The sequence below is a fragment of the Nonomuraea phyllanthi genome (genome assembly GCF_006334985.2).
GTDB lineage: Bacteria > Actinomycetota > Actinomycetes > Streptosporangiales > Streptosporangiaceae > Nonomuraea > Nonomuraea phyllanthi.
Map to the genome: position 1 here is coordinate 253,257 of NZ_VDLX02000007.1, position 26,364 is coordinate 279,620.

Annotated in this window: 25 protein-coding genes and 3 tRNA genes; 8 read left to right on the top strand and 20 right to left on the bottom strand. The window is 70.5% G+C overall.

Annotated elements, in window-relative coordinates; genetic code table 11:
* Positions 1 to 213 precede the first annotated feature (213 nt).
* Positions 214 to 1,179, bottom strand: coding sequence for a thiamine-phosphate kinase (locus FH608_RS20580; protein WP_226899722.1), 966 nt, complete (start codon positions 1,177 to 1,179; stop codon positions 214 to 216).
* 47 nt (positions 1,180 to 1,226) lie between these two features.
* Here FH608_RS20580 and FH608_RS20585 point away from each other — a divergent pair, with 47 nt between their 5' ends.
* Both FH608_RS20585 and FH608_RS20590 read left to right on the top strand, forming a co-directional pair.
* Positions 1,227 to 1,460: an Lrp/AsnC family transcriptional regulator gene (locus FH608_RS20585; RefSeq protein WP_090760425.1), complete on the top strand. Its 234-nt coding sequence runs from the start codon at positions 1,227 to 1,229 to the stop codon at positions 1,458 to 1,460.
* A gap of 13 nt (positions 1,461 to 1,473) precedes the next feature.
* Positions 1,474 to 1,905, top strand: coding sequence for a DUF3515 domain-containing protein (locus tag FH608_RS20590; protein ID WP_139632173.1), 432 nt, complete (start codon positions 1,474 to 1,476; stop codon positions 1,903 to 1,905).
* Positions 1,906 to 1,909: 4 nt separating this feature from the next.
* On the opposite strand, the gene FH608_RS20595 is transcribed toward FH608_RS20590, so the two are convergent.
* The 3 genes from FH608_RS20595 to FH608_RS20605 all read right to left on the bottom strand — a co-directional run bounded on the left by FH608_RS20595 (position 1,910) and on the right by FH608_RS20605 (position 4,758).
* Positions 1,910 to 3,004 (bottom strand): D-alanine--D-alanine ligase family protein, encoded by a 1,095-nt coding sequence (locus FH608_RS20595; protein ID WP_139632174.1) that lies wholly within the window; start codon positions 3,002 to 3,004, stop codon positions 1,910 to 1,912.
* 82 nt (positions 3,005 to 3,086) lie between these two features.
* A complete protein-coding gene (locus FH608_RS20600; protein ID WP_139632175.1) occupies positions 3,087 to 4,097 on the bottom strand; it encodes an NAD(P)H-dependent glycerol-3-phosphate dehydrogenase in 1,011 nt (336 codons plus the stop codon).
* A gap of 4 nt (positions 4,098 to 4,101) precedes the next feature.
* A complete protein-coding gene (locus tag FH608_RS20605; RefSeq protein ID WP_226899723.1) occupies positions 4,102 to 4,758 on the bottom strand; it encodes a lysophospholipid acyltransferase family protein in 657 nt (218 codons plus the stop codon).
* A 134-nt stretch (positions 4,759 to 4,892) separates the two neighbouring features.
* Here FH608_RS20605 and cofC point away from each other — a divergent pair, with 134 nt between their 5' ends.
* Positions 4,893 to 5,528, top strand: a complete 636-nt coding sequence (gene cofC / locus FH608_RS20610) for a 2-phospho-L-lactate guanylyltransferase (RefSeq protein ID WP_139632177.1) — start codon at positions 4,893 to 4,895, stop codon at positions 5,526 to 5,528.
* A gap of 20 nt (positions 5,529 to 5,548) precedes the next feature.
* Here the strand turns inward: cofC and FH608_RS20615 are convergent, their stop codons facing one another.
* The gene (locus tag FH608_RS20615) at positions 5,549 to 6,910 is read right to left on the bottom strand and encodes an MFS transporter (RefSeq protein WP_139632178.1); all 1,362 of its coding nucleotides are present in this window, start codon (positions 6,908 to 6,910) and stop codon (positions 5,549 to 5,551) included.
* A gap of 56 nt (positions 6,911 to 6,966) precedes the next feature.
* Between FH608_RS20615 and FH608_RS20620 the strand changes: the two genes are divergently transcribed.
* Positions 6,967 to 7,179, top strand: a complete 213-nt coding sequence (locus FH608_RS20620) for a hypothetical protein (protein WP_139632179.1) — start codon at positions 6,967 to 6,969, stop codon at positions 7,177 to 7,179.
* Between the two features lie 143 nt (positions 7,180 to 7,322).
* Here the strand turns inward: FH608_RS20620 and FH608_RS20625 are convergent, their stop codons facing one another.
* The 4 genes from FH608_RS20625 to leuC all read right to left on the bottom strand — a co-directional run bounded on the left by FH608_RS20625 (position 7,323) and on the right by leuC (position 9,925).
* Positions 7,323 to 7,622 (bottom strand): HU family DNA-binding protein, encoded by a 300-nt coding sequence (locus FH608_RS20625; protein WP_139632180.1) that lies wholly within the window; start codon positions 7,620 to 7,622, stop codon positions 7,323 to 7,325.
* A 99-nt stretch (positions 7,623 to 7,721) separates the two neighbouring features.
* Positions 7,722 to 7,961: an SCO5555 family protein gene (locus FH608_RS20630; protein ID WP_139632181.1), complete on the bottom strand. Its 240-nt coding sequence runs from the start codon at positions 7,959 to 7,961 to the stop codon at positions 7,722 to 7,724.
* A complete protein-coding gene (gene leuD / locus FH608_RS20635; RefSeq protein ID WP_139632182.1) occupies positions 7,940 to 8,527 on the bottom strand; it encodes a 3-isopropylmalate dehydratase small subunit in 588 nt (195 codons plus the stop codon). Before leuD ends, FH608_RS20630 begins: the two co-directional genes overlap by 22 nt.
* Before the next feature lie 12 nt (positions 8,528 to 8,539).
* Positions 8,540 to 9,925 carry a 3-isopropylmalate dehydratase large subunit gene (gene leuC / locus FH608_RS20640; RefSeq protein ID WP_139632183.1) on the bottom strand — a complete coding sequence of 462 codons (1,386 nt, stop codon included), beginning with the start codon at positions 9,923 to 9,925 and terminating at the stop codon, positions 8,540 to 8,542.
* A 95-nt stretch (positions 9,926 to 10,020) separates the two neighbouring features.
* On the opposite strand from leuC, the gene FH608_RS20645 reads away from it, so the two are divergent.
* Together FH608_RS20645 and FH608_RS20650 are read left to right on the top strand one after the other, a co-directional pair.
* A complete protein-coding gene (locus FH608_RS20645) occupies positions 10,021 to 10,737 on the top strand; it encodes an IclR family transcriptional regulator (RefSeq protein WP_139632184.1) in 717 nt (238 codons plus the stop codon).
* Positions 10,738 to 10,795: 58 nt separating this feature from the next.
* Positions 10,796 to 12,508, top strand: coding sequence for a hypothetical protein (locus tag FH608_RS20650; protein ID WP_139632185.1), 1,713 nt, complete (start codon positions 10,796 to 10,798; stop codon positions 12,506 to 12,508).
* A 360-nt stretch (positions 12,509 to 12,868) separates the two neighbouring features.
* Here FH608_RS20650 and FH608_RS20655 read toward each other — a convergent pair.
* The 4 genes from FH608_RS20655 to FH608_RS20670 all read right to left on the bottom strand — a co-directional run bounded on the left by FH608_RS20655 (position 12,869) and on the right by FH608_RS20670 (position 15,641).
* Positions 12,869 to 12,941, bottom strand: a tRNA-Glu gene (locus FH608_RS20655).
* 19 nt (positions 12,942 to 12,960) lie between these two features.
* Positions 12,961 to 13,036 (bottom strand) — tRNA-Glu (locus tag FH608_RS20660).
* Between the two features lie 190 nt (positions 13,037 to 13,226).
* Positions 13,227 to 13,838 (bottom strand): response regulator, encoded by a 612-nt coding sequence (locus FH608_RS20665; RefSeq protein WP_193318546.1) that lies wholly within the window; start codon positions 13,836 to 13,838, stop codon positions 13,227 to 13,229.
* Positions 13,839 to 14,291: 453 nt separating this feature from the next.
* Entirely contained in the window at positions 14,292 to 15,641 is a 1,350-nt protein-coding gene (locus FH608_RS20670) for a sensor histidine kinase (protein WP_139632187.1), read from the bottom strand.
* A gap of 361 nt (positions 15,642 to 16,002) precedes the next feature.
* On the opposite strand from FH608_RS20670, the gene FH608_RS20675 reads away from it, so the two are divergent.
* Positions 16,003 to 16,836: an alpha/beta fold hydrolase gene (locus FH608_RS20675; protein WP_226899724.1), complete on the top strand. Its 834-nt coding sequence runs from the start codon at positions 16,003 to 16,005 to the stop codon at positions 16,834 to 16,836.
* 6 nt (positions 16,837 to 16,842) lie between these two features.
* Here the strand turns inward: FH608_RS20675 and FH608_RS20680 are convergent.
* Positions 16,843 to 16,914, bottom strand: a tRNA-Gln gene (locus tag FH608_RS20680).
* Positions 16,915 to 17,084: 170 nt separating this feature from the next.
* On the opposite strand from FH608_RS20680, the gene FH608_RS20685 reads away from it, so the two are divergent.
* Complete coding sequence (locus FH608_RS20685; protein ID WP_139632188.1) at positions 17,085 to 19,052, top strand: M3 family metallopeptidase; 1,968 nt, start codon at positions 17,085 to 17,087, stop codon at positions 19,050 to 19,052.
* 234 nt (positions 19,053 to 19,286) lie between these two features.
* Here FH608_RS20685 and FH608_RS20690 read toward each other — a convergent pair whose 3' ends face one another.
* From FH608_RS20690 to FH608_RS20715, 6 genes are all read right to left on the bottom strand, one after another.
* Positions 19,287 to 20,525 (bottom strand): iron-containing alcohol dehydrogenase, encoded by a 1,239-nt coding sequence (locus FH608_RS20690; protein ID WP_139632189.1) that lies wholly within the window; start codon positions 20,523 to 20,525, stop codon positions 19,287 to 19,289.
* A gap of 213 nt (positions 20,526 to 20,738) precedes the next feature.
* The gene (locus tag FH608_RS20695) at positions 20,739 to 22,199 is read right to left on the bottom strand and encodes an NAD-dependent succinate-semialdehyde dehydrogenase (RefSeq protein ID WP_139632190.1); all 1,461 of its coding nucleotides are present in this window, start codon (positions 22,197 to 22,199) and stop codon (positions 20,739 to 20,741) included.
* Positions 22,200 to 22,380: 181 nt separating this feature from the next.
* Positions 22,381 to 23,448, bottom strand: a complete 1,068-nt coding sequence (locus FH608_RS20700; protein WP_226899725.1) for an ABC transporter ATP-binding protein — start codon at positions 23,446 to 23,448, stop codon at positions 22,381 to 22,383.
* Positions 23,449 to 23,456: 8 nt separating this feature from the next.
* Positions 23,457 to 24,524 (bottom strand): ABC transporter ATP-binding protein, encoded by a 1,068-nt coding sequence (locus FH608_RS20705; RefSeq protein WP_139632192.1) that lies wholly within the window; start codon positions 24,522 to 24,524, stop codon positions 23,457 to 23,459.
* Positions 24,524 to 25,435, bottom strand: a complete 912-nt coding sequence (locus tag FH608_RS20710) for a carbohydrate ABC transporter permease (protein WP_139632193.1) — start codon at positions 25,433 to 25,435, stop codon at positions 24,524 to 24,526. Before FH608_RS20710 ends, FH608_RS20705 begins: the two co-directional genes overlap by 1 nt.
* Positions 25,435 to 26,301: a carbohydrate ABC transporter permease gene (locus FH608_RS20715; protein ID WP_226899726.1), complete on the bottom strand. Its 867-nt coding sequence runs from the start codon at positions 26,299 to 26,301 to the stop codon at positions 25,435 to 25,437. Before FH608_RS20715 ends, FH608_RS20710 begins: the two co-directional genes overlap by 1 nt.
* Between the last annotated feature and the right edge of the window lie 63 nt (positions 26,302 to 26,364).

Genomic DNA, 26,364 nt, shown 5'->3' on the forward strand with positions numbered 1-26,364 from the left:
GCTCTACCTCCTCGTCAGGACCCCAGAATGCGCTGTGGTTCCCCCGTTCATCCCCATCGTCGGATCCACCTGTGCCGTGGCGGCCCATGGCTGCCCTCCCTCGCGGTTACAGTGGCCGCCAATCTTCATAACACCTTCACTACGCCGTTGTCACAGTAATCCCCGTAGTCCCACCCTAAAACGGGAAAAGTTAACGCAAATCGGGACATCTTGTCACCGAAAGTGATCCCATCCTCGCCGCCCGATCTCGCGCCCGTGGACCACGACGCCCTCGCCCTCGACCACCCGGCCCACGACCTGCCACGACGGCGGCAACCGCACGTCCGGAGGGAAGACCGCGGCGAGCGCGTGATCCTCACCGCCGGTGAGCACCCACTCCAGCGGGTCGGCCCCCAACTCCTTGGCCGCCACCGCCACGGGCTCCCCCACCGTGAAGGCCCGCGGATCCAGCTCGACGCGCACGCCGCTGGCCTCCGCGATGTGGCCGAGGTCCTGCAGCAGCCCGTCGCTGACGTCCAGCATCGCGCTCGCGCCCAGCTCGGCCGCCTCAGGCCCCATCGCGTACGGCGGGGCGGGACGCCGGTGCGCTGCCACCGCCTCCTCCAGGACAGGACCGATCGGCACGCCGGACTCCAGCAGCGCCCACCCGGCGGCGGCGTACCCCAGCCGGCCGGCCACCGCCACCACCTGCCCCGGCCGGGCCCCCGACCGCTTCACGGGCGCCCGTCCGCGCAGGTCGCCCAGCGCGGTCACCCCGATGACGACCAGGTCGCACTTGGTGACGTCGCCTCCCGCCACGCTCGCCCCGACCACCGCGCACTCGTCGCGGAACCCGTCCGTCAGGTCGTCCAGCCAGGCCAGGGGCAGGTCGGCCGGGATCCCGAGCCCGACCACGACGGCGGTCGGCACGGCGCCCATGGCGGCCACGTCGGACAGGTTCTGGGCAGCGGCCTTGCGTCCCACGTCATAGCCGCTGGACCAATCGCGGCGGAAGTGCCTACGCTCGATCAGCACATCCGTTGAGACCACGACACGGCCGTCGGACGCGCCGATGACGGCGGCGTCGTCACCCGGGCCGAGCATCACCGCCGCACCCTGGGGCAGACGTCCGGTAATACGATTTACCACTCCGAACTCGCCGAGATCTCCGACTGTGATGACGCACCTCCTGACGCACACAGGGTACGGTGGCCCTTCGGCGTGATCCAATCGCCTGGGAGGACGTGATGGTGCAGGCCTACATCCTTATTCAGACCGAGGTCGGCAAGGCCGCTGCCGTGGCTCAGGAGATCTCCGGGATCCCCGGCGTCACTCAGGCGGAAGACGTGACGGGGCCTTACGACGTGATCGTGCGCGCGGAGGCCAACAACGTCGACGAGCTGGGCAAGCTCGTGGTGGCGCAGATTCAGGGCGTGGAGGGAATCACACGTACTCTGACGTGTCCGATCGTCCACATCTGAAGGTAGTCGTTCGATGCGTGCCGCCGCCGTCCTGCTCGTTCTCCTCGTGCTCGCCGGGTGCTCCGGCACCGTACGGGTGGATCCGCCCAAGCCGGAGGGCGAGGCGGTGGCGGCCTGCGACAAGCTGGCGACGCTGCTGCCGCAGACGCTCGACGGCGGGCGGCGCGGCACGTCCACGCCCGAGTCGCCGTACGTTGCCGTCTGGGGCGACGCGAGCATCGCGCTGCGCTGCGGCGTGCCCAGGCCCGCCAGGATGGCCCCGACCGACCGGCTCCAGGAGGTCGGCGGGGTGGGCTGGTTCGCCGATCCGGACAGGCCCACCCTGTTCACCGCGGTGACGGACACGGCCTACGTGGAGGTCACGATCGGCGGCGAGCACGTGCCCGGCGCCGTGCTCACGGACCTGTCGAAGCCGATCGCCCAGATCTCGACGCCGGCGCGCTGAGCGGTCAACGCAGCCCGGCCTGGCGTGACAGCGCGAGCTGGATGAGCCGGTCGACCAGCGCCGGGTAGTCGAGGCCGGACGCGGCCCACAGCTGCGGCGCCACCGACAGCGAGGTGAACCCGGGCATGGTGTTGATCTCGTTGAAGATCAGCTTTCCGTCGGGCGTGTAGAAGAAGTCGACCCGCGCCAGACCCTCGCAGTCGAGCGACTCGAACGCGCGCACGGCCATCGCCCGCAGCTCCGCCGTCGTCTCCTCGGGCAGGTCCGCGGGCACGGTGAGCGACATCTGGTCGGGGTAGTACTTCGCCTCGAAGTCGAAGAACTCCTGGCCGCCCTCGACCCGCACCTCGCCGGGCAGCGAGGCCACCGCCGGGTCGTCGCCGAGCGACTCCAGCACCGCGCACTCGATCTCGCGGCCCGCGATCGCCGCCTCGACGATCACTTTGGGGTCGTGCTGCCGGGCGAACTCGACGGCCGCCTCCAGCTCCCCCAGGTCGTGGGCCTTGGAGATGCCCTGCGACGAGCCGGCCCTGGCGGGCTTGACGAACACCGGCCAGCCGAGCGCCTCCGCCTCCTTGAGCACGCGGGCGCGGTCGACCCGCCAGTCGCGGTCGCGCACGACGACGTAGCGGCCCGTCGGCAGGCCCGCGGCGGCCATCACGGTCTTCATGTGGGCCTTGTCCATGCCCACGGCGCTGGCCAGCACGCCGGAGCCGACATAGCGGACCCCCGCCATCTCCAGCAGCCCCTGGATCGTGCCGTCCTCGGCGAACGGCCCGTGCATCACGGGGAAGACCACGTCCACCGTGCCGAGCTCCACGGGGATGCTGCCGGGGTCGTACGCCACCAGCGAGGTCCCGCCGGAGGGCAGCGCCAGCGCCGCGCCCGAGGTGTCGACGACCGGCAGCTCGCCCGACTCGATGGCGTACCGCTGGTCGGAGGCCGCCAGCACCCACCTGCCGTCCTGGGCGATCCCGATGGGGATCACCTCGTACTTGCTCCTGTCGATCGCACCCAGCACGCTGCCCGCGCCCATCAGGGACACGGCGTGCTCGGAATTGCGGCCTCCGAAAACGACGGCGACGCGTGGCTTGCTCATGGTGTCCGAATCTACCGGGGTGTCCGGGGCACAGCGAGCCGAGCACGCCGTAATCAGGTCATTCTTGGCCGTCGTGGCGCTTTCAGACGCCGTAGCGCTCGGGCTTGGGCGATCGGGACATCAGCAGCATGCCCGCCTCGGCCGGTGACAGGCCGTCGTGGACGACGCCGACCACGACCTCGGTGATCGGCATCTCGACGTCGTGCTTCCTGGCCAGCTCCAGCACGGACTCGCAGGACTTGACGCCCTCCGCGGTCTGCTTGGTGGCGGCCACGGCCTCGGCGAGGGTCATGCCCCTGCCGAGGTTCTCGCCGAAGGTGCGGTTGCGTGACAGCGGCGAGGTGCAGGTGGCGACGAGATCACCCATGCCTGCGAGCCCGGCGAACGTGTGAGGGTCGGCCCCGAGCGCGGCCCCGAGGCGGGAGATCTCGGCCAGCCCCCTGGTGATGAGCATGGCGCTGACGTTGTCGCCCATGCCCATGCCCGCCGAGACGCCCACGGCCAGGGCGATCACGTTCTTCACCGCGCCGCCCAGCTCGACGCCGACCACGTCGGGGTTGGTGTACGGGCGGAACCACGGCGGCAGGTGGCAGATCGCCTGGAGCCGGGCGGCGACCGACTCGTCGGTGCACGCCACGACCGTGGCGGCGGGCTGGCGTTCGGCGATCTCCGGGGCCAGGTTGGGGCCCGAGACCACCGCGACCCGCTCCTCCGGAACCTCGGCGACCTCGCGGATCACCTCGCTCATCCGCTTGGTCGTGCCCAGCTCGATGCCCTTCATGAGGCTCACCAGGACCGCGTCGCGCGGGATGTGCTCGCGCCAGGCGGCCAGGTTGGGCCGCAACTGCTGCGCCGGGACGGCCAGCACCACGAACTCGGCCCCGGCGAGCGCCCGCGCCGGGTCGGTCGTGGCGCGCAGGGTGGCGGGCAGGGGGATGCCCGGCAGGTAGTCGGGGTTGGCGTGGTCGCGGTCGATCGCCTCGACCAGCTCCCGCCTGCGGCCCCACAGCGTGACCTCGTTGCCGGCCTCCGCCAGGATCATCGCGAACGTGGTGCCCCACGAACCCGTGCCGAAAACGGCCACCTTCGTCATGCCATCACCGCCCGGCCGGGTCGTAGGGAGTCTCGGGCGCCTGCTCGCCGCGCAGCTCGGCCAGCTGCGCGGTGATGGCCGCCATGATGTCGGCCGTCGCATCGCGCAACACGCTCGCGTGCGGCGGCATGCCCGCGTACTTCGACAGGTCCACCGGCGGCCCCACCGTCACGCGGAACGTCTTGCGCGGGAACAGCCTCGGCTTCTTCTCCCCGTACGGCAGCAGCTCATGCGCGCCCCAGTGGGCCACCGGGATGACCTGCGCGCCGCTCTCCAGGGCGAGCCGGGCCGCGCCCGTCTTGCCCACCATGGGCCACAGGTCCGGATCGCGGGTGCACGTGCCCTCCGGGTAGAACAGGATCGCGCCACCGTCCTTGAGCCGCTGCGCCGACACCTGCAGCGACCTGGCGGCCTCGCTGCTGCCCCGGTAGACCGGGATGGCGAGCAGCTCCGACACGGCCCGGCCGAGGAGCGGCACCTTGAACAGCGCGGACTTGGCCAGGATGACCGGCCAGCGGCCGTTGTTGTAGAGAAAGTGGGACAGCAGGACCGGGTCGGCCCAGGAGAGGTGATTGGCCGCGATGATCACACCGCCGGTGCGCGGGATGCGGTCCCCACGCCGCCAGTCTCTCTTGACCAGGAGCCGGGACAGGGGCTTCACGACGACTACCGCCAGGGTTTCCCAGAAACGCGATGGTCTCGTGGGGCCGCTCATGGTCTCCTCCAACACGTACGGGATGCGCCCCAAGTCTCCCGGTTGGGCGCGCGGGATGTCGAGGCGGGATCCTTAAGACTATGAGCATCCGCTGGTCGCTGGTGATCCCGGTGAAAACGCTGGTCGCCGCGAAGACAAGACTGGCCGCGGCGACGGGGCCGCACCGCACCCGGCTGGCCGTGGCCGTGGCCGGCGACACCGTGGCGGCGGCGCTCTCGTGCGCCGAGGTCGCCCGGGTCATCGTGGTGACGGCCGACCCCGCCGCCGCGGGGCCGCTGGGCGCGCTGGGCGCCGAGGTGGTGCCCGATCCCGACCGCGGCCTGAACACCGCCCTGCGCACCGGCGCCGCCCATGCCGTACGCGTCGCGCCCGGCGACCCGGTGGGGGCACTCCAGGCCGACCTGCCCGCCCTGCGCCCGGCGGAGCTGGGGCTGGCGCTGGCGGCGGCGGCCGAGTTCGACCAGGCGTTCGTGCCGGACGCGCTCGACGTCGGGACGACCTTCTACGGGGTGCGCGCGGGGCTGCCGTTCACGCCGAGGTTCGGCGGGGAGTCGCGGGCCAAGCACCTGGCGGGCGGGGCCAAGGAGCTGTGCGTGCCGGGCATCGAGTCCGTACGGCGGGACGTGGACACCCCCGACGACCTGCGCGCGGCCATGGCGCTGGGGCTCGGGCCGCGCACGGCGGCGGTGGTCGCCGAGCTGTGGCCCTCTTCATGAGCCCGACCCATGGGCTCGCCTCATGAGACGGGCGTCGTGCCTTCGTCAACGGTGGTCCGTGCCTTGAGGAGGGCCGGGAAGGTCACCACCGCCAGGTGGGAGAGGCCCATCAGGGTCACGCCCGCGGCGAAGACCGCGTAGCCGCCGAGCCACTCCCCCAGCGCGCCGCCGGCCAGCCCGCCCAGCGGGAAGGCGCCCCACATCAGGAAGCGCATGCTGGCGTTGACCCGGCCGAGCAGACGGGCGGGCGTGATGCGCTGGCGGTAGCTGAGCTGGGCGACGCCGAAGACTGAGCTCGCCACCCCGAACAGCGACGAGGCCAGCGGCAGGAGCAGCAGCCGCCAGCCGGGGCCCGTCGCCAGCGCGGGCAGGTAGAGCACGCTCGCCAGGACGGCGGCCCCGTACAGGGTGCGGCCGGTGCCGAAGCGGGCCGTGAGAGGGGCCACCAGCGCGGCGCCCACGAGCGAGCCGACGGCCGCGGCCGACAGCAGCAGCCCGTACTGGGCGGAGCTGACGCCGAGCTGTTCTACCAGGTAGAGCGGGAGGCCGACGGTGGAGATGCTGTTGGCGACCATGACGAGCGCGCCGCAGACCGCGATCCTGCGCAGCACCGGCTCCCCCGCCACGAACCTGACGCCCTCCGCCACCTCGGCGCGCACCCTCCGCGCGCCGGGGCGGGGCGCTGCGGGCTCCTCGGCCCGCGACTCCTGCTCACCGGGGGGCCGCGGGCGCTCCTCGGCCCGCGACTCCTGCTCACCGGGGGGCCGCGGGCGCTCCTCGGCCCGCGACTCCTGGCCGCCGGGGCGCCGCGGGCGCTCCTCGGCGCGGACACGGGACAGCAGGAGCGCGGAGGCGAGGTAGCTGACGGCGTCGGCGAGCAGCGCGATCGGGGCGGTCAACGCGGCCACCAGCCAGCCGCCGAGGCCCGGCCCCGCGAGCAGCGAGGCGTTCCTGGTGGCCTCCAGAACGCTGTTGCCCCGTTCGAGGCGCTCCTTCGGGACGATGGCGGGCAGGAAGCTCATGTGGGCGATGTCGAAGAAGACCGTGCCCACTCCCAGCACGAGGGCGACGGCGTAGAGATGCGGCAGCGTCAGGATGTCGAGCCAGGCCGCCACCGGGACCGACAGCAGCGCCACGCCGCGCACGACGTCCGACCAGATGAGGATCGGGCGGCGCCGCGACCGGTCCACCCACACCCCGGCGGGGAGCCCGATCAGCAGGAAGGCGAGCATCTGCGCCGCCGACAGCAGGCCGAGCTGGAAGGCTCCGGCGTCCAGCGTGAGCAGCGCCGCCAGCGGCAGGGCCACGACCGTGACCTGGGTGCCCGTCTGCGTGATGCCGTTCGCCCAGGCGAAACGCCCGAAGTCCCCCAACCGACCCATGACCCGCGATCCTCGCGGTCTCGCCGGGCGGGGGCAAACCAATTACGCTGATCTGCGTGCAGGGGACGGTACGCAGCTTCGACGAGGCCACACGGTCGGGCACGGTGTTCCTCGACGACGGGACGGTGCTGGAGTTCGGCACGCCCGCCTTCGACGCGGGGCCGCTGCGCCTGTTGCGCACCGGGCAGCGGGTCAACCTCGCCGTGTCGGGCGGGCAGGTCACCTACATCACGCTCTCGACCTTCCCGGTGCCGGACGCCCAGGAGTGACGTCCGGCGCGCGCGCCGCACTCCGCAGGAAGCGGGAGTCCGCCGGAAGCCGGGAAACCGCGCTCCGGTTCCGTCCGGCCGTGGCGCGTGACCGGAAAATGCGAACGCCCGGGCCGGCGGCCCGGGCGTGCAGCGCTCTGGGTTTACTTCTTCTTACCGATTTTCTTGCCGCCCGCGTTCACCAGCTCCTTGAAGTCGGATCCAGGACGGAACTTCGGCCCCCAGCTCTCGGCGACGTTGATTTCCGCGCCGGTCGACGGGTTCCTGGCCGTGCGCGCGGGCTTGTTCACCATCTCGAACGCGCCGAAGCCCGTGATCGAGACCTTGTCACCGCTCGCCACGGCTTTCTGGATGGTGTCGATGACCGCGTTTACGGCCTCGGTGGCCGTCTTCCTGTCGCCCACCCGATCCGCGATGGCCTCGACGAGTTCTCGCTTGTTCATGAAAGTCCTGCTCCCCCAGTTACGGCTCGGGGTTCCAGCTCACGAGTTCGACGTAGAAACCCCTTACGCGCTCGAAAGTAGGCGGGATCGCGAGGGAACTCAATCACCACACGTGTTTTCATCACTACGTGGCGTGTCGAGAGCCGCCAGAAAGGCATCGAGGCGGGCGGCGGCTCTTTCCCGGTCACGCTTGGCGAGATCGCAGATCGCGAGGTATCGGCGTCCCAGCCGGGCCTTGTCGGCGGATGGGAGCATGCGGACGCGGCGGTGCGCCTCGCGCAACCGCCGCGCCAGTTCGTCTTCTTGGAGGTCGTCTTCTAGACGGTCGTCGGCAGCCATGGCTGCCGACCATTCTCGTACGCCGCCACCTCGTCGGAGTGACGCAGGGTCAGCCCGATGTCGTCGAGCCCCTCCATCAGGCGCCAGCGGGTGTAGTCGTCGATCTCGAACGGGACGGCCTCGCCGGCCCAGCGGACCTGGCGTCCGGCCAGGTCGACGGTGACCTCGAGCTTGGGGTCGGCCTCGACGGCGGCCTGCAGGGCCTCGACCTTGTCGCCCGGCAGGACGACCGGGAGCAGGCCCATCTTCGTGGAGTTGTTGCGGAAGATGTCGCCGAAGCGGGCGGCGATCACGACGCGGAACCCGTACTGCTGCAGCGCCCAGACCGCGTGCTCGCGTGAGGAGCCGGTGCCGAAGTCGGGGCCGGAGACGAGGATGGAGCCGCCCTCGTAGGCCGGGTCGTTCAGCACGAAGGTCGGGTCCTCGCGCCAGGCCGAGAACAGGCCCTTCTCGAACCCGGTGCGGCTGACCTGCTTGAGCCAGACGGCCGGGATGATCTGGTCGGTGTCGATGTTGCTGCGGCGCAGCGGCACCGCCGTACCGGTGTGGGTGGTGAATGCGTCCATCAGGGTTTCTCCTTACAGGTCGGCGGGGGCGGTGAGGCGGCCGGTGACGGCGGTCGCGGCGGCGACCTGCGGCGACACCAGATGGGTGCGGCCACCCTTGCCCTGGCGGCCCTCGAAGTTGCGGTTGGAGGTGGAGGCGCTGCGCTCGCCGGGCTTGAGCGTGTCGGGGTTCATGCCCAGGCACATCGAGCAGCCGGCCTCGCGCCATTCGGCGCCGGCGGCCTTGAACACCTCGTGCAGGCCCTCCTGCTCGGCCTGGAGCTTGACCAGCATCGAGCCGGGCACGATGAGCGTGCGGGTCTTCACGGTGCGGCCGCGCAGGATCTCGGCGGCCGAGCGCAGGTCCTCGATGCGGCCGTTGGTGCACGAGCCGACGAACACCGTGTCGACCTCGATCTCGCGCAGCGGCGTGCCGGCGGTCAGGCCCATGTACTCGAGGGCCCGCTCGGCGGCCGAGCGCGCGACGGGGTCGGAGAACGTCTCGGGGGACGGCACGGAGTCGCCGAGCGGCAGGCCCTGCCCCGGGTTGGTGCCCCACGTGACGTAGGGGGTCAGCGTCGAGGCGTCGATCTCCACCACCTTGTCGAACACGGCGTCGTCGTCGGTGCGCAGCGACTTCCAGTATTCGACGGCCTGGTCCCACGCCTCGCCCTCGGGCGCGTGGGGGCGGCCTTTCAGGTACGCGAACGTGGTCTCGTCCGGCGCGATCATGCCGGCGCGGGCGCCCGCCTCGATCGACATGTTGCAGACCGTCATGCGGCCCTCCATGGAGAGCTTGCGGACGGCCTCGCCGCGGTACTCGACGATGTAGCCCTGCCCGCCGCCGGTGCCGATCTTGGCGATGATGGCCAGGATCAGGTCCTTGGCCGTGACGCCGGTGGGCAGCTCGCCCGAGACCTCGATGGCCATCGTCTTCGGCCGGTAGGCGGGCAGCGTCTGGGTGGCGAGCACGTGCTCGACCTCGGAGGTGCCGATGCCGAACGCGATGGCGCCGAACGCGCCGTGCGTCGAGGTGTGGGAGTCGCCGCAGACGATCGTCATGCCCGGCTGCGTCAGCCCGAACTGCGGGCCGATGATGTGCACCACGCCCTGACCGGCGTCGCCCATCGGATGGAGGCGGATGCCGAACTCGGCGGCGTTCTTGCGCAGCGTCTCGACCTGCGTCTTGGACACCGGGTCGGAGATCGGCCCCAGCACGGTCGGCACGTTGTGGTCCTCGGTGGCGATCGTGAGCTCGGGACGCCGCACCTTCCGGCCGGCGAGACGGAGCCCGTCGAACGCCTGCGGGCTGGTCACCTCGTGAATGAGGTGCAGGTCGATGTAGAGCAGGTCCGGCTCGCCCTCCGCGCGCCGGACTACGTGTCGCTCCCAGACCTTCTCGGCCAGTGTGCGGCCCATGATCTCCTCCTGGTTGTTCGATGCACCGTCGCATCGCTCTCGTGGAGTTTGCCTCCGACTTGCCTTCTCATATGTCGAGACGGCAGTATCGGTGTATGGACAACTCTAGCGGAGTCGGAGTACTCGACAAGGCGGTTCTTGTACTCAATGCCCTCGAAGCGGGACCCGCTTCACTGGCGCAGCTCGTCCAGGCCACCGGTCTGGCCCGTCCCACGGCCCATCGGCTGGCCGTCGCACTTGAGCACCACCGCATTGTGAGTCGTGACACACAGGGCAGATTCGTGCTGGGCCCCCGCCTTTCCGAGTTGTCCACCGCGGCCGGCGAGGACCGATTGCTGGCGGTGGCCGCGCCCGTGTTGATGCAGCTCAGGGATCTCACCGGGGAGAGCGCGCAACTCTACCGCCGCCAGGGCGACGAGCGCGTCTGCGTGGCCGCCGCCGAGCGCGCCAGCGGCCTGCGCGACACCGTGCCGGTGGGCTCGGCGCTGCCCATGACGGCGGGCTCCGCGGCGCAGATCCTGCTCGCCTGGGAGGAGCCCGACCGCCTCCACCGCGGGCTGCGCGGCGCCAAGTTCAGCGCCGCCACCCTCGCCTCCGTGCGCCGCCGCGGCTGGGCCCACAGCGTCGGCGAACGCGAGCAGGGCGTGGCCAGCGTCTCCGCCCCCATAAGGGGCAGTGGCGGCAAGGTGATCGCGGCCGTCTCGGTCTCCGGACCCATCGAGCGGCTCACCCGCGCGCCGGGCCGGCTCCACGCGGTGCCCGTCATGGCGGCCGCCGAGCGTATAACGGAGGCAATGCGCCGCACGTCATGATCGGCGAAAGCAGGTATTTGGGGAGCCGACTGCCTCCTCGGCGCACTAGCCTGAGTGCGTGACAGATCGCATCGAGGTAGCCGCCACTGAGCTGCGACCCCTGCTCGAAGAGTTCATCATGTGGGCGCGTACGAACGCGCCCGGAAGCGACCCCGAGCTCGTGGGGCCCGCCGCACTGTGGCACCGTCTCGCCTTCTCGCAGGATCTCGGCACGTGGAAGCGGGCCGACCTGCGTAACCTGCTGCTCGATCGCATGCCCAAGGTCGTGGAGGATCCCGACGCCGCCGCCGACGGGATGCTCCCGGCCGTGGACGCGTACCTGACGTTCCTCTCCCAGACCGGCAGGCTGGCCAAGGGCTCCGACTCCCTCGCCGATCTGCAGGCCGAGCTGGACGACGTCGAGGACGAGTTCGTCGACCTCATGGAGGAGCTGCTCGACGACGCCGACGGCGACGAGGACGCGGAGGACGAGGTCGGAGACCTGGGCGATTTCGAGCCGTTCGCGGACGAGCTCGCCGACCTCGACACGATCCGGCTGCGGCCCGACTCCGAGCTGGCCGAGGCCGCCCGGCAGGCGCCGCTCGTCGCCAAGGCCCGCGACCTCGCCCTCTGGGTGGGCTCGGGCCGCCGGGTGGGCGAGGACACTTTGCTCACCGACGCCGAGGTGGCGGAGGCGCTGGAGGCCGTCGGGCTGCCCAAGCCAGAGACCGACGGCCCGATCGCCGAGGCCGTCCCGCAGCTGTGGAACATCTGGAACCTCGCCGTCGACCTGGAGTTCCTCCAGCCGGGCGACGGCAACACGGTGGCGGTGCAGGACGACACCTCCGAGTGGCCGTTCGACGACGACGAGGACGTGCTCGACGCCTGGATGCTCGGCCTCCACTCGGTCGACTACGGCGACCCCGAGCTGGACGACGAGGACCTCACGATGGCGCTGGCCGGCCTGACGCGCGGCCTGCTGGTCCGGCTGCTGCTGGCGGGCGGCTCGCGCGACCGCGACGAGCTGGCGCGCGAGCTGGCCGAGGCCGCCGCCGACCTCGACGAGCTGGGCGCCGACGCGTGGGAGGCGGCGGACGACCCGCTGGCGTCCGCGATCGACTGGCTGACCGGCTACGGCATGGTCGAGGCCGACGACGACACCGTGCGCCTGACCCCGCTCGGCACCGAAGGCGTCGTGCACCTGGTGGACGACTCCGACATCGAGGTGGACGCGCGGCCCGCGATCGAGTCCATGAGCGCCCACGAGCTGCTGGCGCTCAGCGCCGAGCTGCCCGAGGAGGAGGCCGACGCGGAGTTCGCGGCCTGGATGCGCCTGCGCGAGCCCGGCAAGGCGGCCGAGGAGCTGCTGGACGCCGCGGCCGAGGACGAGAGCGACGCGCTGATCAGGGTGCAGGCGGCCAGCGTCGTCGGCACGCTGGGCGAGGCCGCCGTCCCGGCCTGGCAGGCCGCGCTCAAGCAGCCCTCGCTGCGCCCGTACGCGGCCACCCACCTGAGCCAGCTGGAGGTGGAAGGCGCCCCCGAACCCACCCAGGACGACACCCACTGGCTGATCCTGGACATGTGGACGATCTCCGCCGGTCTGGGGCGGTCGGAGTTCGTGAGCAGCCTGCGCGACATCGGGCCCGAGATGGTCAACGACCTGCTGGAGGTGATCTGGCGGATCCCGCACGCGCACGTGGAGGAGCTGCTCGACCTGATCTCCCAGGTCCACCCGGACAAACAGGTCGCCAAGGCCGCCCGCCGCGCCCTCTTCAAAGCCCGCTCCGCGTAGCCGCAGATCCCGCCGAATTTTGCCAGTGCCCGGTGCCGGGCCCGTCGATCTTGACGTCTGCTCGGCACGTGGCGCTCGTCCTTCTTACATTTACGCTCCGTACGGCCAGCCCACCGCCGCACGTGGCGCTCTCGCTTCCCTCTTTACGCTCCGTGCGGCCGGCCCACCCGCCGCACATGGCCGGGCTCTGTCCAGGGAGACGGTCGTGTGGTGTGCGGGGCCGGGCGCCGTTACGGGCCGGCTCCGTGAGAGTCGTCAACCGAGGCGCGAGACGACATCCCTGCACCGCCGACTCAGCCGACCTTCGGAGAAATGAAAACGCCCCGGGGCCCAGGGGCGCCGGAGCGAAGTGTGTAGACGTAGTCCCGACCGGATTCGAACCGGCGCTACCGCCTTGAGAGGGCGGCGTCCTGGGCCACTAGACGACGGGACCTTCGCGGGCTTGTGACAAGTGGTAGTCCCGACCGGATTCGAACCGGCGCTACCGCCTTGAGAGGGCGGCGTCCTGGGCCACTAGACGACGGGACCCTGTCCACAAGCTGCTGCGCCGGGCCTCCCCGGCAACGGAGGTAACTCTACCGCACCCCGGAGACCACAACCAAACCACTATCGGGCCATCAGATCGGGCCTGTGACGGCGAACCCGGTCACCTCCATCGGCCCTCCTTCCCGCGGCGGATCAACCTCCGCGAGCGGGATCGCCGCCGCCGGACGACCTGTCAGTGGGGAAGGAGGCCGCGGCGGTAGGCCTCGGCCACGGCGGACGCGCGGTCACGGACGTCGAGTTTGGCGTAGATGTGCAGGAGGTGCGTCTTGACGCTGGCCTCGCTGATGAACAGGTCGGCCGCCGCCTCCTTGTTCGTCGCCCCCTCCGCCACGAGCCGGAGCACGTCCAGCTCGCGTTTGCTGAGCCGGCCCCTGGACGGCTTGCGGAGGTGGTCGGCGAGGCGGCCGGCCGCGGCGGGCGCGAGGACGGTCTCGCCCCGGTGGACGGCCCGGACGGCGCGTACCAACTCCTCCGGTGGCGCGTCCTTGAGCAGGTAGCCGGTGGCACCCGCCTCCAGGACGGGCAGCACGTCGGTGTCGAACGTCGTGAGCACCAGCACCCGAGGGCCCGTGCCGCTGAGGCGGCGGATGGCGGTGACGCCGTCCATGCCCGGCATGCGCAGGTCCATGAGCACGACGTCGGGCCGTAGTTCATCGGCCAGGCGAACGGCCGTGGCCCCGTCGGCCGCCTCACCGATGATCTCGAAGTCGGGCTCCCCGCCGAGCGCCGCACGCAGCCCGTCGCGCACGATGGGGTGGTCGTCCACGATCAACAACCTCACCAGCGTCCGTCCCTTCCCCAAGTGACCGTCCACGATCAGCGCATCCATCGGCGTTCGCCCCGCCCCTGGCGAGACGATCGCGTGCTGTCAGCCTCTCATTCCGGCTGGCCCGGCGGCGTCCAGCCGCGGTCACCCACCAGCCGTCCCCTCCACCACCCATCACGGGCCATCCTCCGTCCCCCGCCACCGGCCCTCCCTCCACCGCCAGTTACCGGGTCCCCATCGCGAGCCATCGGCCCTCCCTCATCACCTGTTGCCAATCTCCCGTCCGTCGCCGTTTCCGACCTCCCCACCCGACGCAACCGCGATCAACCGCGACCGCCCGCCCCACGCCCCTGCACCGCCCGTTGCCGACATCCCGTCCCCGGAACCGACCGTTACCCAGCGCACGCCCTTTCCTGGAGCCTCAGCATCCAAGAGGGACGTCCGGGGATGCGGACTTTGGGGGCGGATTCGTCAGGTGCCCTCGGCGGGGATGGATGGGACAGCGGCGGCCACGGCTGTGCCTCCGCCCGGTTCCGACTCGATGTCGAGGGTGCCGCCGACGCCGCGTACGCGCTGCCGCATCCCGTCCAGGCCGAAGCCGTCACCGGGCTCCTGCGGCGTGAAGCCCGTGCCGTTGTCGCGAATGTCGAGCAGGATGGTTTCGTCCGTGTACGACAGCGTGAGGCCCGTTCTCGTGGCTCTGGCGTGCTTCGCGACATTGGCCAGAGCCTCCTGGGCGACGCGGAACAGGGCGGCCTCCACATCGGCGGCCAGGGCGACCGGGGTGCCGGTGATCTCGAGCGTCAGGTCGACCCCGGACGACTTCGACCACGACTCGGCCATGCGGGTGACCGCCTCCGGGAGCCTCGCGTCCTCCAGCTGCTCCGGATGCAGGGCGCGGACGGATCTGCGGGCCTCGGACAGGCTCCGGCGGGCCAGCTCGGCGGCCTGGTCGAGGTGACGGCGGCGGGCGGGATCGTCGCGTACGCGCTCGGCGGCGTCGAGCTGGCCGATCAGGGCGACGAGGTCCTGCGCGACCGTGTCGTGGATCTCGCCCGCCACCCGGTGCCGCTCGTCGAGCATCCCCGCCCTCCGGGCCTGGCCGAGGAGCCTGGCGTTCAGGTCGGCGTTCTCCGCCATGGCGGCACGGAGGCGCCCGACCAGGCGGCGGCGCTTGTCGTGCTCGCCCGCGACGTACCAGCCGGCGATGACGAGCGGCAGTGCCACGCCCGCGAGCACGGTGGGCAGCGTGGCTCCGCCGCCCCGGCCCGCCTGGGCGGCCACGTTGACGACGGCCGTGAGCGTCACGCCCGCCATGACCAGCCGCGCCGGGAGCATGGCGATGGCCAGGGGATAGCCGATGGCGGCGAACAGGATGAACGCCGGGCTCGCGACGATCAGCGCACCGGCGAGGAGGACCAGGACGAGGTAATGGGCCAGGACGAGCACGCGGCGTCGATCGCGGCGCGGGTGGAGCCACGCGACCGGCGCCACCCATACCGCCGCCACCAGGGCGACTATTGGCCAGGCAGGCATGGACCAGCCGGTCGGCAGCCAGCCGGGCACAGACTGGTCGGGCACGAGCCGGTCCGGCACGGGCCAGCCGGGGGGCGGCGACACCGTGGAGGGCGATACCGGGGCTCCTGGGGCGGCTGTTTCGGAGAGCCAGGTCACAAGGGGGCCGGCCAGCCAACGCACGGCGGGCCAGGGAGCCACGTCGGCGGGGGCGTGCGCGAGGGCCGCCGCGGTCGCGGAGATGGCTAGCAGCGTGTACGCGAGCCCCAGGAACGCCCAGCGCTCCCGGCCGGGAGAACGGCTCATGGTCTCAACCCCGGCCCGTCATCCACCGATCGGTGGATGACGGGCATCGACCGCACGATGAGCCGGGCGGGCGATGCAGGCCTGCGCTGACCTGGGCGAACATCGAGTCATGAGTTTTCCGAACCGTAGGAAGATGTTCCAGTACGCGGCCGTCGCGGGAGCCGGGGCCGCCGCTGCCGCTGCCGGGGCCGCCGGAGCTGGATCCGGGGCTGCCGGCGCTGGGACCGGGATTGCTGGGATCGGGGCCGCCAGGACCGGGGCCGCCGGGGCCACCGGGACCGAGAGTGGGGCCGTTGGGGCCGGAGGCGTTCCGGGCGTTCAGGGTGGCCGAGGGGGTGACGGCCGGCGGCGCGGCAAGGAGGTGGCGACGTATGTCTTCGTCACCGGGGCGAACGGGGTGGCCGCGGCCGATCCGGAGCTGACGTTGCGCGGTCACCGCACCGTGGGCGTGAGCCTGCCGGGGCACGGCCCCGAAGAGCAGTTTCACCGCGCCTACCAGGCGCCGCAGGACCTGGCGGAGCTGGCCACGCGGCCCTCGCCGATGGCGGGGGTCACGCTGGACGACTATGTCGAGGCCACGGTGGACGCCGTGCGCCGCGTCTCCGGGCACGGCCCGGTGATCCTGGTGGGCGGCAGCCTGGGTGGCGCGACGATCACGAAGGCGGCGGACGTGGTGCCGGACCTGATCGACCTGCTCGTCTACGACACCGCGTTCTGCTGCACGCGGCTGCGCTCGCCCAACGACTATCTGTCGACGCCGGAGGGCAAGGAGAGCCTCGCGGCGAACGTGGTGGCGGGCATCGTGGCCGACCCCGCGGTGATCGGGGCGCTGCGGGTGAACTGGCGCACGAACGACGGGGAGTTTCTGCGCGCGGTGAAGGCGGCGTTCATGGCCGAGGCGAGCGAGGGCGAGCTGCTGGCCATGCTCAACACGTTGCTGCCGGATGAGAGTCTCCAGGTGGGAAGCGCCGACGCCAGGGGGCACAAGGAGGCGTGGGGACGGGTGCCGCGCGTCTACATCAGGCACACGCGGGACAGGATGATCCCGCTCGCACTGCAGGACCGGATGATCAAGGATGCGGACGCGACTACGCCGGACAACACGTTCAAGGTCTTCTCGGTGGAGGCATCGCATGCGCCGACGGCGGAGACATATCGGCAGATAACCGAAATCCTGCATAAACTGGCGCGATAAGAAGAGCTGGGGTACCAGGACTCGAACCTAGACTAACTGAACCAGAATCAGTCGTGCTGCCAATTACACCATACCCCACCGTCCGCAGCTCCTCCCTTGGAGAGGCGCGCTCGGCGACGTCCGAAAGAATAGCCCAGCTGAGGGCCTAAGGCCAAAACGATTGATCGGGGCGCCCTCCCGCACTCACGGCACGGGCCCGGTCGTGCCAAGCTGATGGGGACGAAACCCCATGTGGAGGAGCCTCACCGTTGGCCGGTAACCCGTTCTTCGCCCCTAGCAACCTGCCGTACGAGCTGCCGCCCTTCGCCGACATCCGCGAGGAGCACTACCTGCCCGCGTTCGAGCGCGGCATGGCGGAGCAACTGGCCGAGGTCGACGCGATCGCGAGCAACCCCGAGCCCGCCACCTTCGACAACACCATCGCGGCGCTCGAGCGTTCCGGGCGGATCCTCGACCGCACGGCCACGGCCTTCTTCACCGTCTGCGGCTCCAACTCCACCGACCGCACCATGGAGATCGAGAAGGAGATCTCTCCGCAGCTGACCCGCCACAGCGACGCGATCCTGCTCAACCGGGCGCTGTGGGCGCGCATCAAGCAGGTGACCACGGAGGATCCCGAGGAGTCCTGGCTGCTGGAGAAGTACCGCGACGACTTCGTCAGGGCCGGGGCCGACCTGTCGGAGCCGGAGCAGGAGCGGCTGCGCGAGCTCAACGAGGCGCTGTCGAAGCTCTCGACGGAGTTCGCGCAGAGCCTGCTGAAGGCCTCGACGGACTCGGCGCTGGTCGTGACGGACCCGAAGGAGCTCGACGGGTTCGACGAGGCGAGGATCGAGTCGCTGCGCAAGGACGACACGTACGTCCTGCCGCTGCTCAACTTCACCGCCCAGCCGGCCCTGTCCCAGCTCACCGACCGCGACGTGCGCCGCAGGCTCTACGAGCTGAGCGTGGGCCGCGCGCCGGGCAACTTCGAGCTGGCGGCGAGGATGGCGGCGCTGCGGGCCGAGCGGGCGGCGCTGCTGGGCTTCCCCGACCACGCCTCGTACGTGGTGGCCGACCAGACGGCCAAGACCGTCGAGGCAGTCGAGGAGATGCTCGGCCAGCTCGTCGGCCCCGCCGTGCGCAACGCGCGCAGGGAGGCCGAGGCGCTGGCGGAGCAGGCCGGGTTCGAGATCGAGCCGTGGGACTGGCCGTACTACTCGGAGAAGGTGCGCCAGGCCCGTTACGACTTCGACGCCGCCGCCATGCGGCCGTACTTCGAGCTCGGCCGGGTCTACCGCGACGGCATCTTCTTCGCGGCCGGCAAGCTCTACGGCGTCACCTTCACCGAGCGGCCCGATCTGGGCGGATACCACCCTGACGTGACGGTGTTCGAGGTGTTCGACGAGGACGGGAGCCGGTTGGGGCTGTTCGCGCTCGATCCGTACGCGCGCCCGACCAAGCGCGGTGGGGCGTGGATGAACAACCTGGTGGACCAGTCGTTCCTGATCGGCCAGCTGCCCGTGGTGATCAACAACCTCAACGTCACCAAGCCCGCCTCCGGGCCGACCCTGCTGACGTACGACGAGGTCAGCACCGCCTTCCACGAGTTCGGCCACGCGCTGCACGGGCTCTTCTCGCAGGTGCGGTTCCCCCGCGTGTCGGGCACCCGCGTGCCGCGCGACTTCGTCGAGTACCCGTCACAGGTCAACGAGATGTGGGTGACCTGGCCCGAGGTGCTGGCCAACTACGCCAGGCACCACGAGACGGGCGAGCCGATGCCGGCCGAGCTGGTGGAGAAGCTGAAGGCGGCGCAGAAGTTCAACCAGGGCTTCAAGACCGTCGAATATCTGGCCGCCACGCTGCTCGACTGGGCCTGGCACAGGCTGGCGCCCGGGGAGACGGTGGCGGACCCCGAGGCGTTCGAGGCCGCGGCCCTGGAAGCCGCCCAGATCGCCGTCCCGCAGGTGCGGCCGCGCTACCGGACCAACTACTTCGCGCACATCTTCTCCGGCGGCTACAGCGCCGGCTACTACTCCTACATCTGGAGCGAGGTGCTCGACGCGGAGAGCGTGGAGTGGTTCAAGGAGAACGGCGGGCTCACCAGGGCCAACGGCGACCACTTCCGCCGGGAGCTGCTGTCCCGGGGCGGCAGCCTCGACCCACTGACGGCGTTCAGGAACTTCCGTGGGAGGGAGCCCGGCATCCAGCCGCTGCTCGCTCGCCGCGGGCTCGACTGAGCCGCCGGGCAACGGTCTTTTCGCACGTCGCCACGTCTTGTCCGCGGCCCCTCCACCCCACCGCACTTCGGTGGAGGTCTTGGGAGGAGGGGCTTCGGCGGAGGTCCCGCGAAAGCGGAGGTCCCTCGAAAGATGATGAGGTCGCCGTAGTACTCGCCGTAAATCAGGCGGATATGGCGCAGCGGAGCGATGACGCTATGTCACCGCGTGGAGCGAGGTGGGACGAAAGGGCCGTCACCATCTCTGCTCCGGAGTCAGGACGTGTCGGGTCCGGTCCCCGGTCCAGGCCGCTTCGAGGATCGCGGTCAGGCTGGCGGTGTCGGTCGGGCCTGGATGGTTCTGGATCAGGCGGGTGACGCCACTGGCCATCTCCGCGAAGCGCGGGAGGTCGGCGCGTGCCACGCCGATGTCCGCCAAGGTAGTAGGGATGCCGATGTCGGCAAGGAGCCCGTCGAGCCAGGCGAGGAACGTGTCTGCGGCCTCGGCATCCGAGGCGTCGGTCACGTCGAGCCCGCACACCCCGGCGAGGATGGTCAACCGGTCGCCGATGGCATCCCTGGCCGCGCCCAGCGCGTAGGGCAGCAGCAGCCCGACGCCCAGGCCGTGCGGCGTGTGGGTGGCTGCGCCGATGGGGTACTGGAGGGCGTGCGGAGCCGCGGTGCCCGCGTGGGCGAATGCGAGCCCGGCCAGCATGGACCCATAGGACATGTCCGCGCGCGCGTCCTTGTCGCCTCCGTCCCTGACGACATGGGGCAAGCTGCGGGCGATCCGCTCCGCGGCCAGGAGCGCGTAGTGATCGGTGATCGGGTTGCGGCCGAGGAAGACCTGCTCCACCGGGTCGCGCGGTCCGTGGGCCCGGGGTCGCGCGGTGTAGCTCTCCACCGCGTGACAGAACGCGTCGATGCCGGAGTGGGCAGTGACGGTCGCAGGGCAGGTGTAGGTGAGCTCGGGGTCGACGATGGCGAAGTCGGGCACGATGTGGACGCTGGAGACCCCCACCTTCAGCTCGCGGTCCGGGTCGGTCAGCACCGAGACGGGCGTGAGCTCGGAGCCGGTGCCTGACGTCGTCGGGACCGCGACGAGAGGAATCGTCGGCCCCGGCACCTTCGACTCGCCGTAGAAGTCGCGCGGCGTCCCACCGTGGCGCCGGATGACACCGACGATTTTGGCGAGGTCGATCACCGTGCCACCCCCGATGGCGAGGATCACGTCGGCGTCCACGTCTGCGGCGACCGAGACGGCCAGGGCGACATCGGCGAGTGGCACGTCCGGAGTCGCGTCGGCGAACACCCCGACGGCTGCGGCCTTCTCCCGCACGCCGGCCACGATCTCGGCCACGCCAGGCTTTCCCAGGAGAACCCGGTCGGTCACGATGAGGACTCGCGAACCACACTCGGCCACCACTCGTGGGATGTTCTGCGCGACCCCTTCGCCCACGATCAGCTGGCGTGGTCCGCGGACGGTCTCAAGCATGTCAGTGCCTCTCTGGAACGTCGGCGGTGATTTGCTGGGCGGACGTCCGGGTCACCTGCGAGACCGGGACGGCGTCGGCAAGGGCGGCGTCCCCGGGTGCCGGCGGATGCGTGCCGGCCATGGCCCGGGTCCCGCCCCACGGGTGGAGGCCGGTCAGGTCACGTGTGCACAGGGCGCGGTGATCCTCGGCGGGCACCCGGAGCGGCAGGCCGGTCACGGTAGGTCGATCGCCGCGTAGGTGACGTCGAGGTACTCAAGGATGCCCTCGTGCGACCCCTCCTTGCCGATCCCGGACTGCTTCACGCCTCCGAACGGCGCCGACGGGTCCGAGATCAGACCACGGTTGATGCCGACCATCCCCGTCTCCAACCCCTCGGTGAACCGGAGCGCCCGCTGGAGGTCACGGGTGAAGACGTATCCGACCAGGCCGTGCTCGGTGTCGTTGGCCTTCGCCATGACCTCGTCGTCGGACGTGAACGAGATGATCGGCGCCACCGGGCCGAAGATTTCCGCCTCCAGCATCCGCGCGTCTTCGGGCACGTCGACGAGGACCGTAGGCGGGTAGAAGTGGCCCGGCCCATCCGGACGCTCGCCGCCCACCAAGACACGGGCGCCGCGATCGACCGCGTCGGCGACGAGCTCGTCGATCTTGGCGACCGAGGCCTCGTCGATCAACGCCCCGACGTCCACGCCGTCGTCGAGACCATGGCCCACCGAGAGCGCGCCCATCCGCTCGGCGAAGCGCGCCGTGAACTCCTCGCGCACCGGCTCCTCGACGTAGATCCGGTTGGCCGCGATGCAGGACTCCCCGATGTTGCGCATCTTGGCCACCATGGCACCGTCGAGCGCGACGTCCAGGTCCGCGTCGGCACACACGATCAAGGCCGCGTTGCCGCCCAGTTCCATGGAGGTGCGCAGCACGTTGTCCGCCGCCTGTCGTAGCAGCACGCGCCCGACCTCGGTCGACCCGGTGAACGAAAGCTTGCGGGTCCGGCGGTCGGCCAGCAGCGCTGAGACCACCTCGCCGGCACGCTTGGTCGTCACGACGTTGACGACGCCCGGGGGAACGCCGACCTCCTCCATGATGCGGGCCAGGAACAGCATGGTGAGCGGCGTCTGGGCGGCCGGCTTGGTGATCGTCGTGCAGCCCGCCGCCAGCGCTGGAGCGATCTTGCGGGCGCCCATGGCCAGCGGAAAGTTCCAGGGCGTCACGAAGACGCACGGTCCGACCGGCTTCGGCACGGTGAGGATGCGATATCCACCAGCGGGAGCGGTGTTGTAGCGCCCCTCGACGCGCACCGCCTCCTCGGCGAACCAGCGGAAGAACTCGGCGCCGTAGGCCACCTCTCCCCGAGCCTCGGCGAGCGGCTTGCCCATCTCGAGCGTTATCAGCCGGGCGACCTCCTCGGATCGCTCGGTCAGTGCCCGGTACGTCGCGGCCAACAACTCCGACCGTTTTCGCGGCGGGGTCGCCGCCCACTCCGCCAGTGCCTTGCTCGCCACGTCCAGAGCGGCGAGCCCGTCGACGACACCGGCGTCCGCCACCTCGGCGATGGTCTTGCCGGTGGCCGGGTCCTCGACGACAAAGGTGGCTCCGCTGGCGGCGTCGCGCCAGGCGTCGCCGATCCGGAGCCGCCGGTGCTCGGGGGCCAGGACGTTCATCGGGTCACTCATTGCGTCGCCTCCTGTGATGTTCTTGGTGATGTCCAGCGTGACCTCAGCGATCGCGCCGCACGCGTTGACGAACGCCGCCCCGCGCCTGGCTGCAGCGTCGTCAGGCCGTGCTCACCGGTGACCGTCCGCCGAGGCTCGATCGCCACGTACGGGCGCATGTCGACGTCGCCGCCGGGCGCGGCTACCTCCCGGCCTCGGACAGCGCCAGTCCGGTGCCCGCGTCGAACAGGTGCGCACGGTCCAGGTCGACCGTGACAAGCAGCCGCTCGCCCGGCGTACCGGTGACGGTGGGTCGTGCCTTGACCTTGACGATCTCCGTCCCCACTCGGACGTCGACCACCGTTCGGTCACCGAGCGGCTCGAGGCCGTAGAGCTCACCCGGCAACGACGCGTTCCCACGCTGCTCGACGGACAGGTCCTCCGCGCGCAGGCCCAGCAGCAGCGGACGACCGTCTTCGGCCGTGGTCCAGCGGGGCCGCGGCAGCGTCCAGCCGTCCGCCCCGACCAGACGATCTCCCTCGGCGTGGCAGGCGAGCAGGCTGATCGGCGGGCTCCCGACGAAGCCTGCGACCCACTGGTTGGCTGGACGCTCGTACACCTCGGTCGGCGTTCCGACCTGTTGCACCTTCCCCTCCTTGAGGACCGCGACCTGGTCGGCCATGGACAGGGCCTCGACCTGGTCGTTGGTCACGTAGACGAAGGTTCCCCCGAGGCTCCGGTGGATGCGGGTGAGCTCGGTGCGCATCTCGACGCGGAGCTTGAGGTCGAGGTTCGTCAGCGGCTCGTCCATGAGAAACGCGCGCGGGTGACGGACCAGCGCCCGGGCCAGGGCGACACGCTGCATCTCACCGCCCGACAACTGCGCGGGACGACGCTGCAGCAGACGTTCGATGTGCAGCAGGCTCGACATCTGCTCGACGGCAGTGGCGATCTCGCTCGAAGAGCAGCGGCGTGCCCGCAGCGGCGAAGCGATGTTCTCGTACGCCGTGTGTCGCGGGTAGAGGGCGTAGCTCTGGAAGACCATGGCCAGGTCGCGTGCGGCCGGGGGGTCACCGGTCGCGTCCCTCCCGTCCAGATGCACCGACCCGGCGTCAAGCTTCTCAAGGCCGGCGATCGCTCGCAGGGTCGTCGTCTTGCCTGCCCCGGATGGCCCGAGCACGACGAAGAACGAGCCGTCGGGCACGTCCAGCGTCACCCCGTCCAGGGCCTGGACTTTGCCGAAGGACTTGCACAGCCCGCGCACTGCCACGGTTCCCATCAGGCCACCAGCTCTTCCGTGCTCACGTCGTAGACCGCCGGGGTCCCGCCGGTGTGCCGCAGCCCGACCGGTGCGTCAGCAGCGAAACGGACCGTTGGTGGCATCCGAACCCGTACGTCGCGCCGGCCGCCGTGGTCGACCACGTAGATGATTTCGTCGCCCAGCCACTCCGCCGAGACCACGCGGGCCGGGACCGAACGTTCCGCCCCTGGTTCGGTGACTTCCAGCGCCTCCGGCCGGACGCCTGCGACCAGGCGACGCCCGCGCGGCACGCTTGGCGGTGGCGCGAGGACCAGTCCGCCCTGACTGCGCAGCTTCCCGTCGGCCACGTCCACCTCGATCAGGTTCATCGGCGGGGAGCCGATGAATGCGGCGCAGAAAAGACTCGCCGGACGGTCGTAGACCTCCAGCGGCGTGCCGATCTGCTCGACGCGGCCCTTGTTGAGAATGGCGATTCTGTGACCGAGCGACATCGCCTCGACCTGGTCGTGGGTGACGTAGACCATCGTCGTCCCCAGCTCCCCCTGCAGGTGCTTGATCTCCGTGCGCATGTCCGCCCTCAGCTCCGCGTCCAGATTGGTGAGAGGTTCGTCCATGAGGAATGCGCGCGGTCGTCGCACCAGGGCGCGGGCGAGCGCGACGCGCTGCTGCTCCCCGCCGGACAGCCGGTGCGGTCGCCGGTCCAGGAGCGGACCGAGCCGCATCAGCCGGGCCGCCTCGTCGACCCGCTCGTGCACCTCCGACTTGGGCAGTCCCTCGGCCCTCAGTGGAAACGCCAGGTTGTCGCGGGTCTTCAGATGCGGGTAGAGAGCGTAGAACTGGAACACCATGGCGATGTCGCGCTCGGCGGGCGGCAGGTCGTTGACCAGCGTGTCGCCGATGCGGATGTCGCCCGTCGTCTGCCTCTCCAGGCCGGCTATGGCCCGCAGCGTGGTCGTCTTGCCGCAGCCCGAAGGGCCGAGCATCACGAACAGCTCGCCGTCGCCGATGGACAGGTCCACGTGATCAACTGCGACCGTCCCGTCCGGGTAGCGCTTGTGCAGGGCGGTCACCTCGATGCCCGCCATCAGCGTCGCACCGCCCCGAGCGTCACACCGGCGATGAGGTGCTTGCGCACCAGGTAGGCGAAGACGAGCACCGGTAGGGCGAACACCACGGAGGCGGCGGCCACGAGACCCCAGTCCACAGTGGTTCCACCGATGAGGCCGGCGATGGCGGGTGGGGCCGTACGCACGTTGTCGCTGGAGGTGAGGAAGATGGCGAACACGAACTCGTTCCAGGAGAAGATGAGGGCGAAGACCGCCGTCGCGGCGATGCCGGGCAGGAGCAGGGGAAGGGTGAATCGCCAGAACGCCTGCAAGCGGGTGTAGCCGTCGAGCATGGCGGCATCCTCGTACTCTGCGGGCACCTCGTCGACGAACCCCTTCATCATCCAGATCGTGAACGGGACGTTGAACGCGGCGTAGATGAGGATCAGGCCGAGCTTGGTGTCGATGAGTCCGGCTTGGCGGTACATGAGGAAGATCGGGATCACGACCACCACGGGCGGCATGAAGCGGGTGGACAGGATGAAGAACAGCTGGTCCTTCTTGGCCTTCACGGAGAAGCGTGAGTAGGCCCAGGCCGCCGGGACGCCCAGCACGGTGGCCAGCACCGTGGAGACCCCGGCGACCACGACGGAGTTGAGGAACGAGACGGACAAGGTCGAGCGACCGCCGCCGGAGGCGGCGAACACGTCCTTGAAATGGTCCAGGGTGACCTTGAAGTCGAAGAACTTGGCCGGGATGGCGTAGACGTCCCGGTTCTCCTTGATGGACGTCTCGATCATCCACAGCACCGGAAAGAGCATCACGACGGCCAGCACGGTCAGCAGCGCGACCTCCAGCACGGAGCGGCCCCGGCCGCCAAGGCGGCGCGCGGGAGGCGTGTGATCGCGGACAGGACCTGTGGACGCGGCCTCGTCGACGGAGACGGCCATCAGTCCTCCTTGAGCTTGTTCAAGTAGCGCAGGTAGAGCTGCGTGAGGACGATGACGACGAGGACCATGAGGATCCCGTACGCGGAGGCGGTTCCGGTGTTGAAGCCCAGGAACGCGACCTTGTAGACGTGGAACGACAAAGTCTCGGTGGAGACTCCCGGGCCTCCGCTGGTGAGGATGTAGACGAGGTCGAACAGCCGGAAGGCCTCGATGGCCCTGAACAACACGGCGATGAGGAGCAGCGGCCACACCAGCGGAAGAGTGATGGTGCGGAACCGGAACCACTCGGATGCCCGGTCGATCGCGGCGGCCTCGTACAAGTACTTGGGGACCGCGGTAAGGCCCGCGAGTGCGATGAGCATGATGAACGGCGTCCATTGCCAGGTGTCGACCACGATCAGGGAGAACAATGCCGTTCGCTGCCGGGTGAGCCACTCCACCTGCCCCAGGCCGAGCGAGCCGAACATGCTGTTGATCACGCCGAACTGCGCGTCGAGCATGAAACGCCAGAACAGCCCGACCACGACCGGCGACAGCATCATCGGAACCAGGAACAGCGTGGTCAGCAGTCCTCGCCCGTGCGTGCGCCGTGAGATCAGGTAGGCGATGGTGAAACCGAGCACGATCTGCAGGGAGACCGCGCCGACCACGTAGATCAACGTCGTCAGGGCCCTCAGGTGGACCTGCGCCGAAGCCAGGATGGCGGTGTAGTTCCCGAACCAGATGAAATGGGCGGGCCCCCCGCGGGTGGCCGAGTAGTCGGTGAAAGACAGGTACAACGCCCACAGCAACGGGAACACCGACATGGCGAGCAACAGCAGCAACGCTGGGGAGATGAAGGCCACGGCGAGCCAGCGGTCGCTCAAGCGGCGGGACCGACCCGGTGCGGGCGGCGTCGCAGACGCCACCCGCACCGGGTGGTCGGTCGT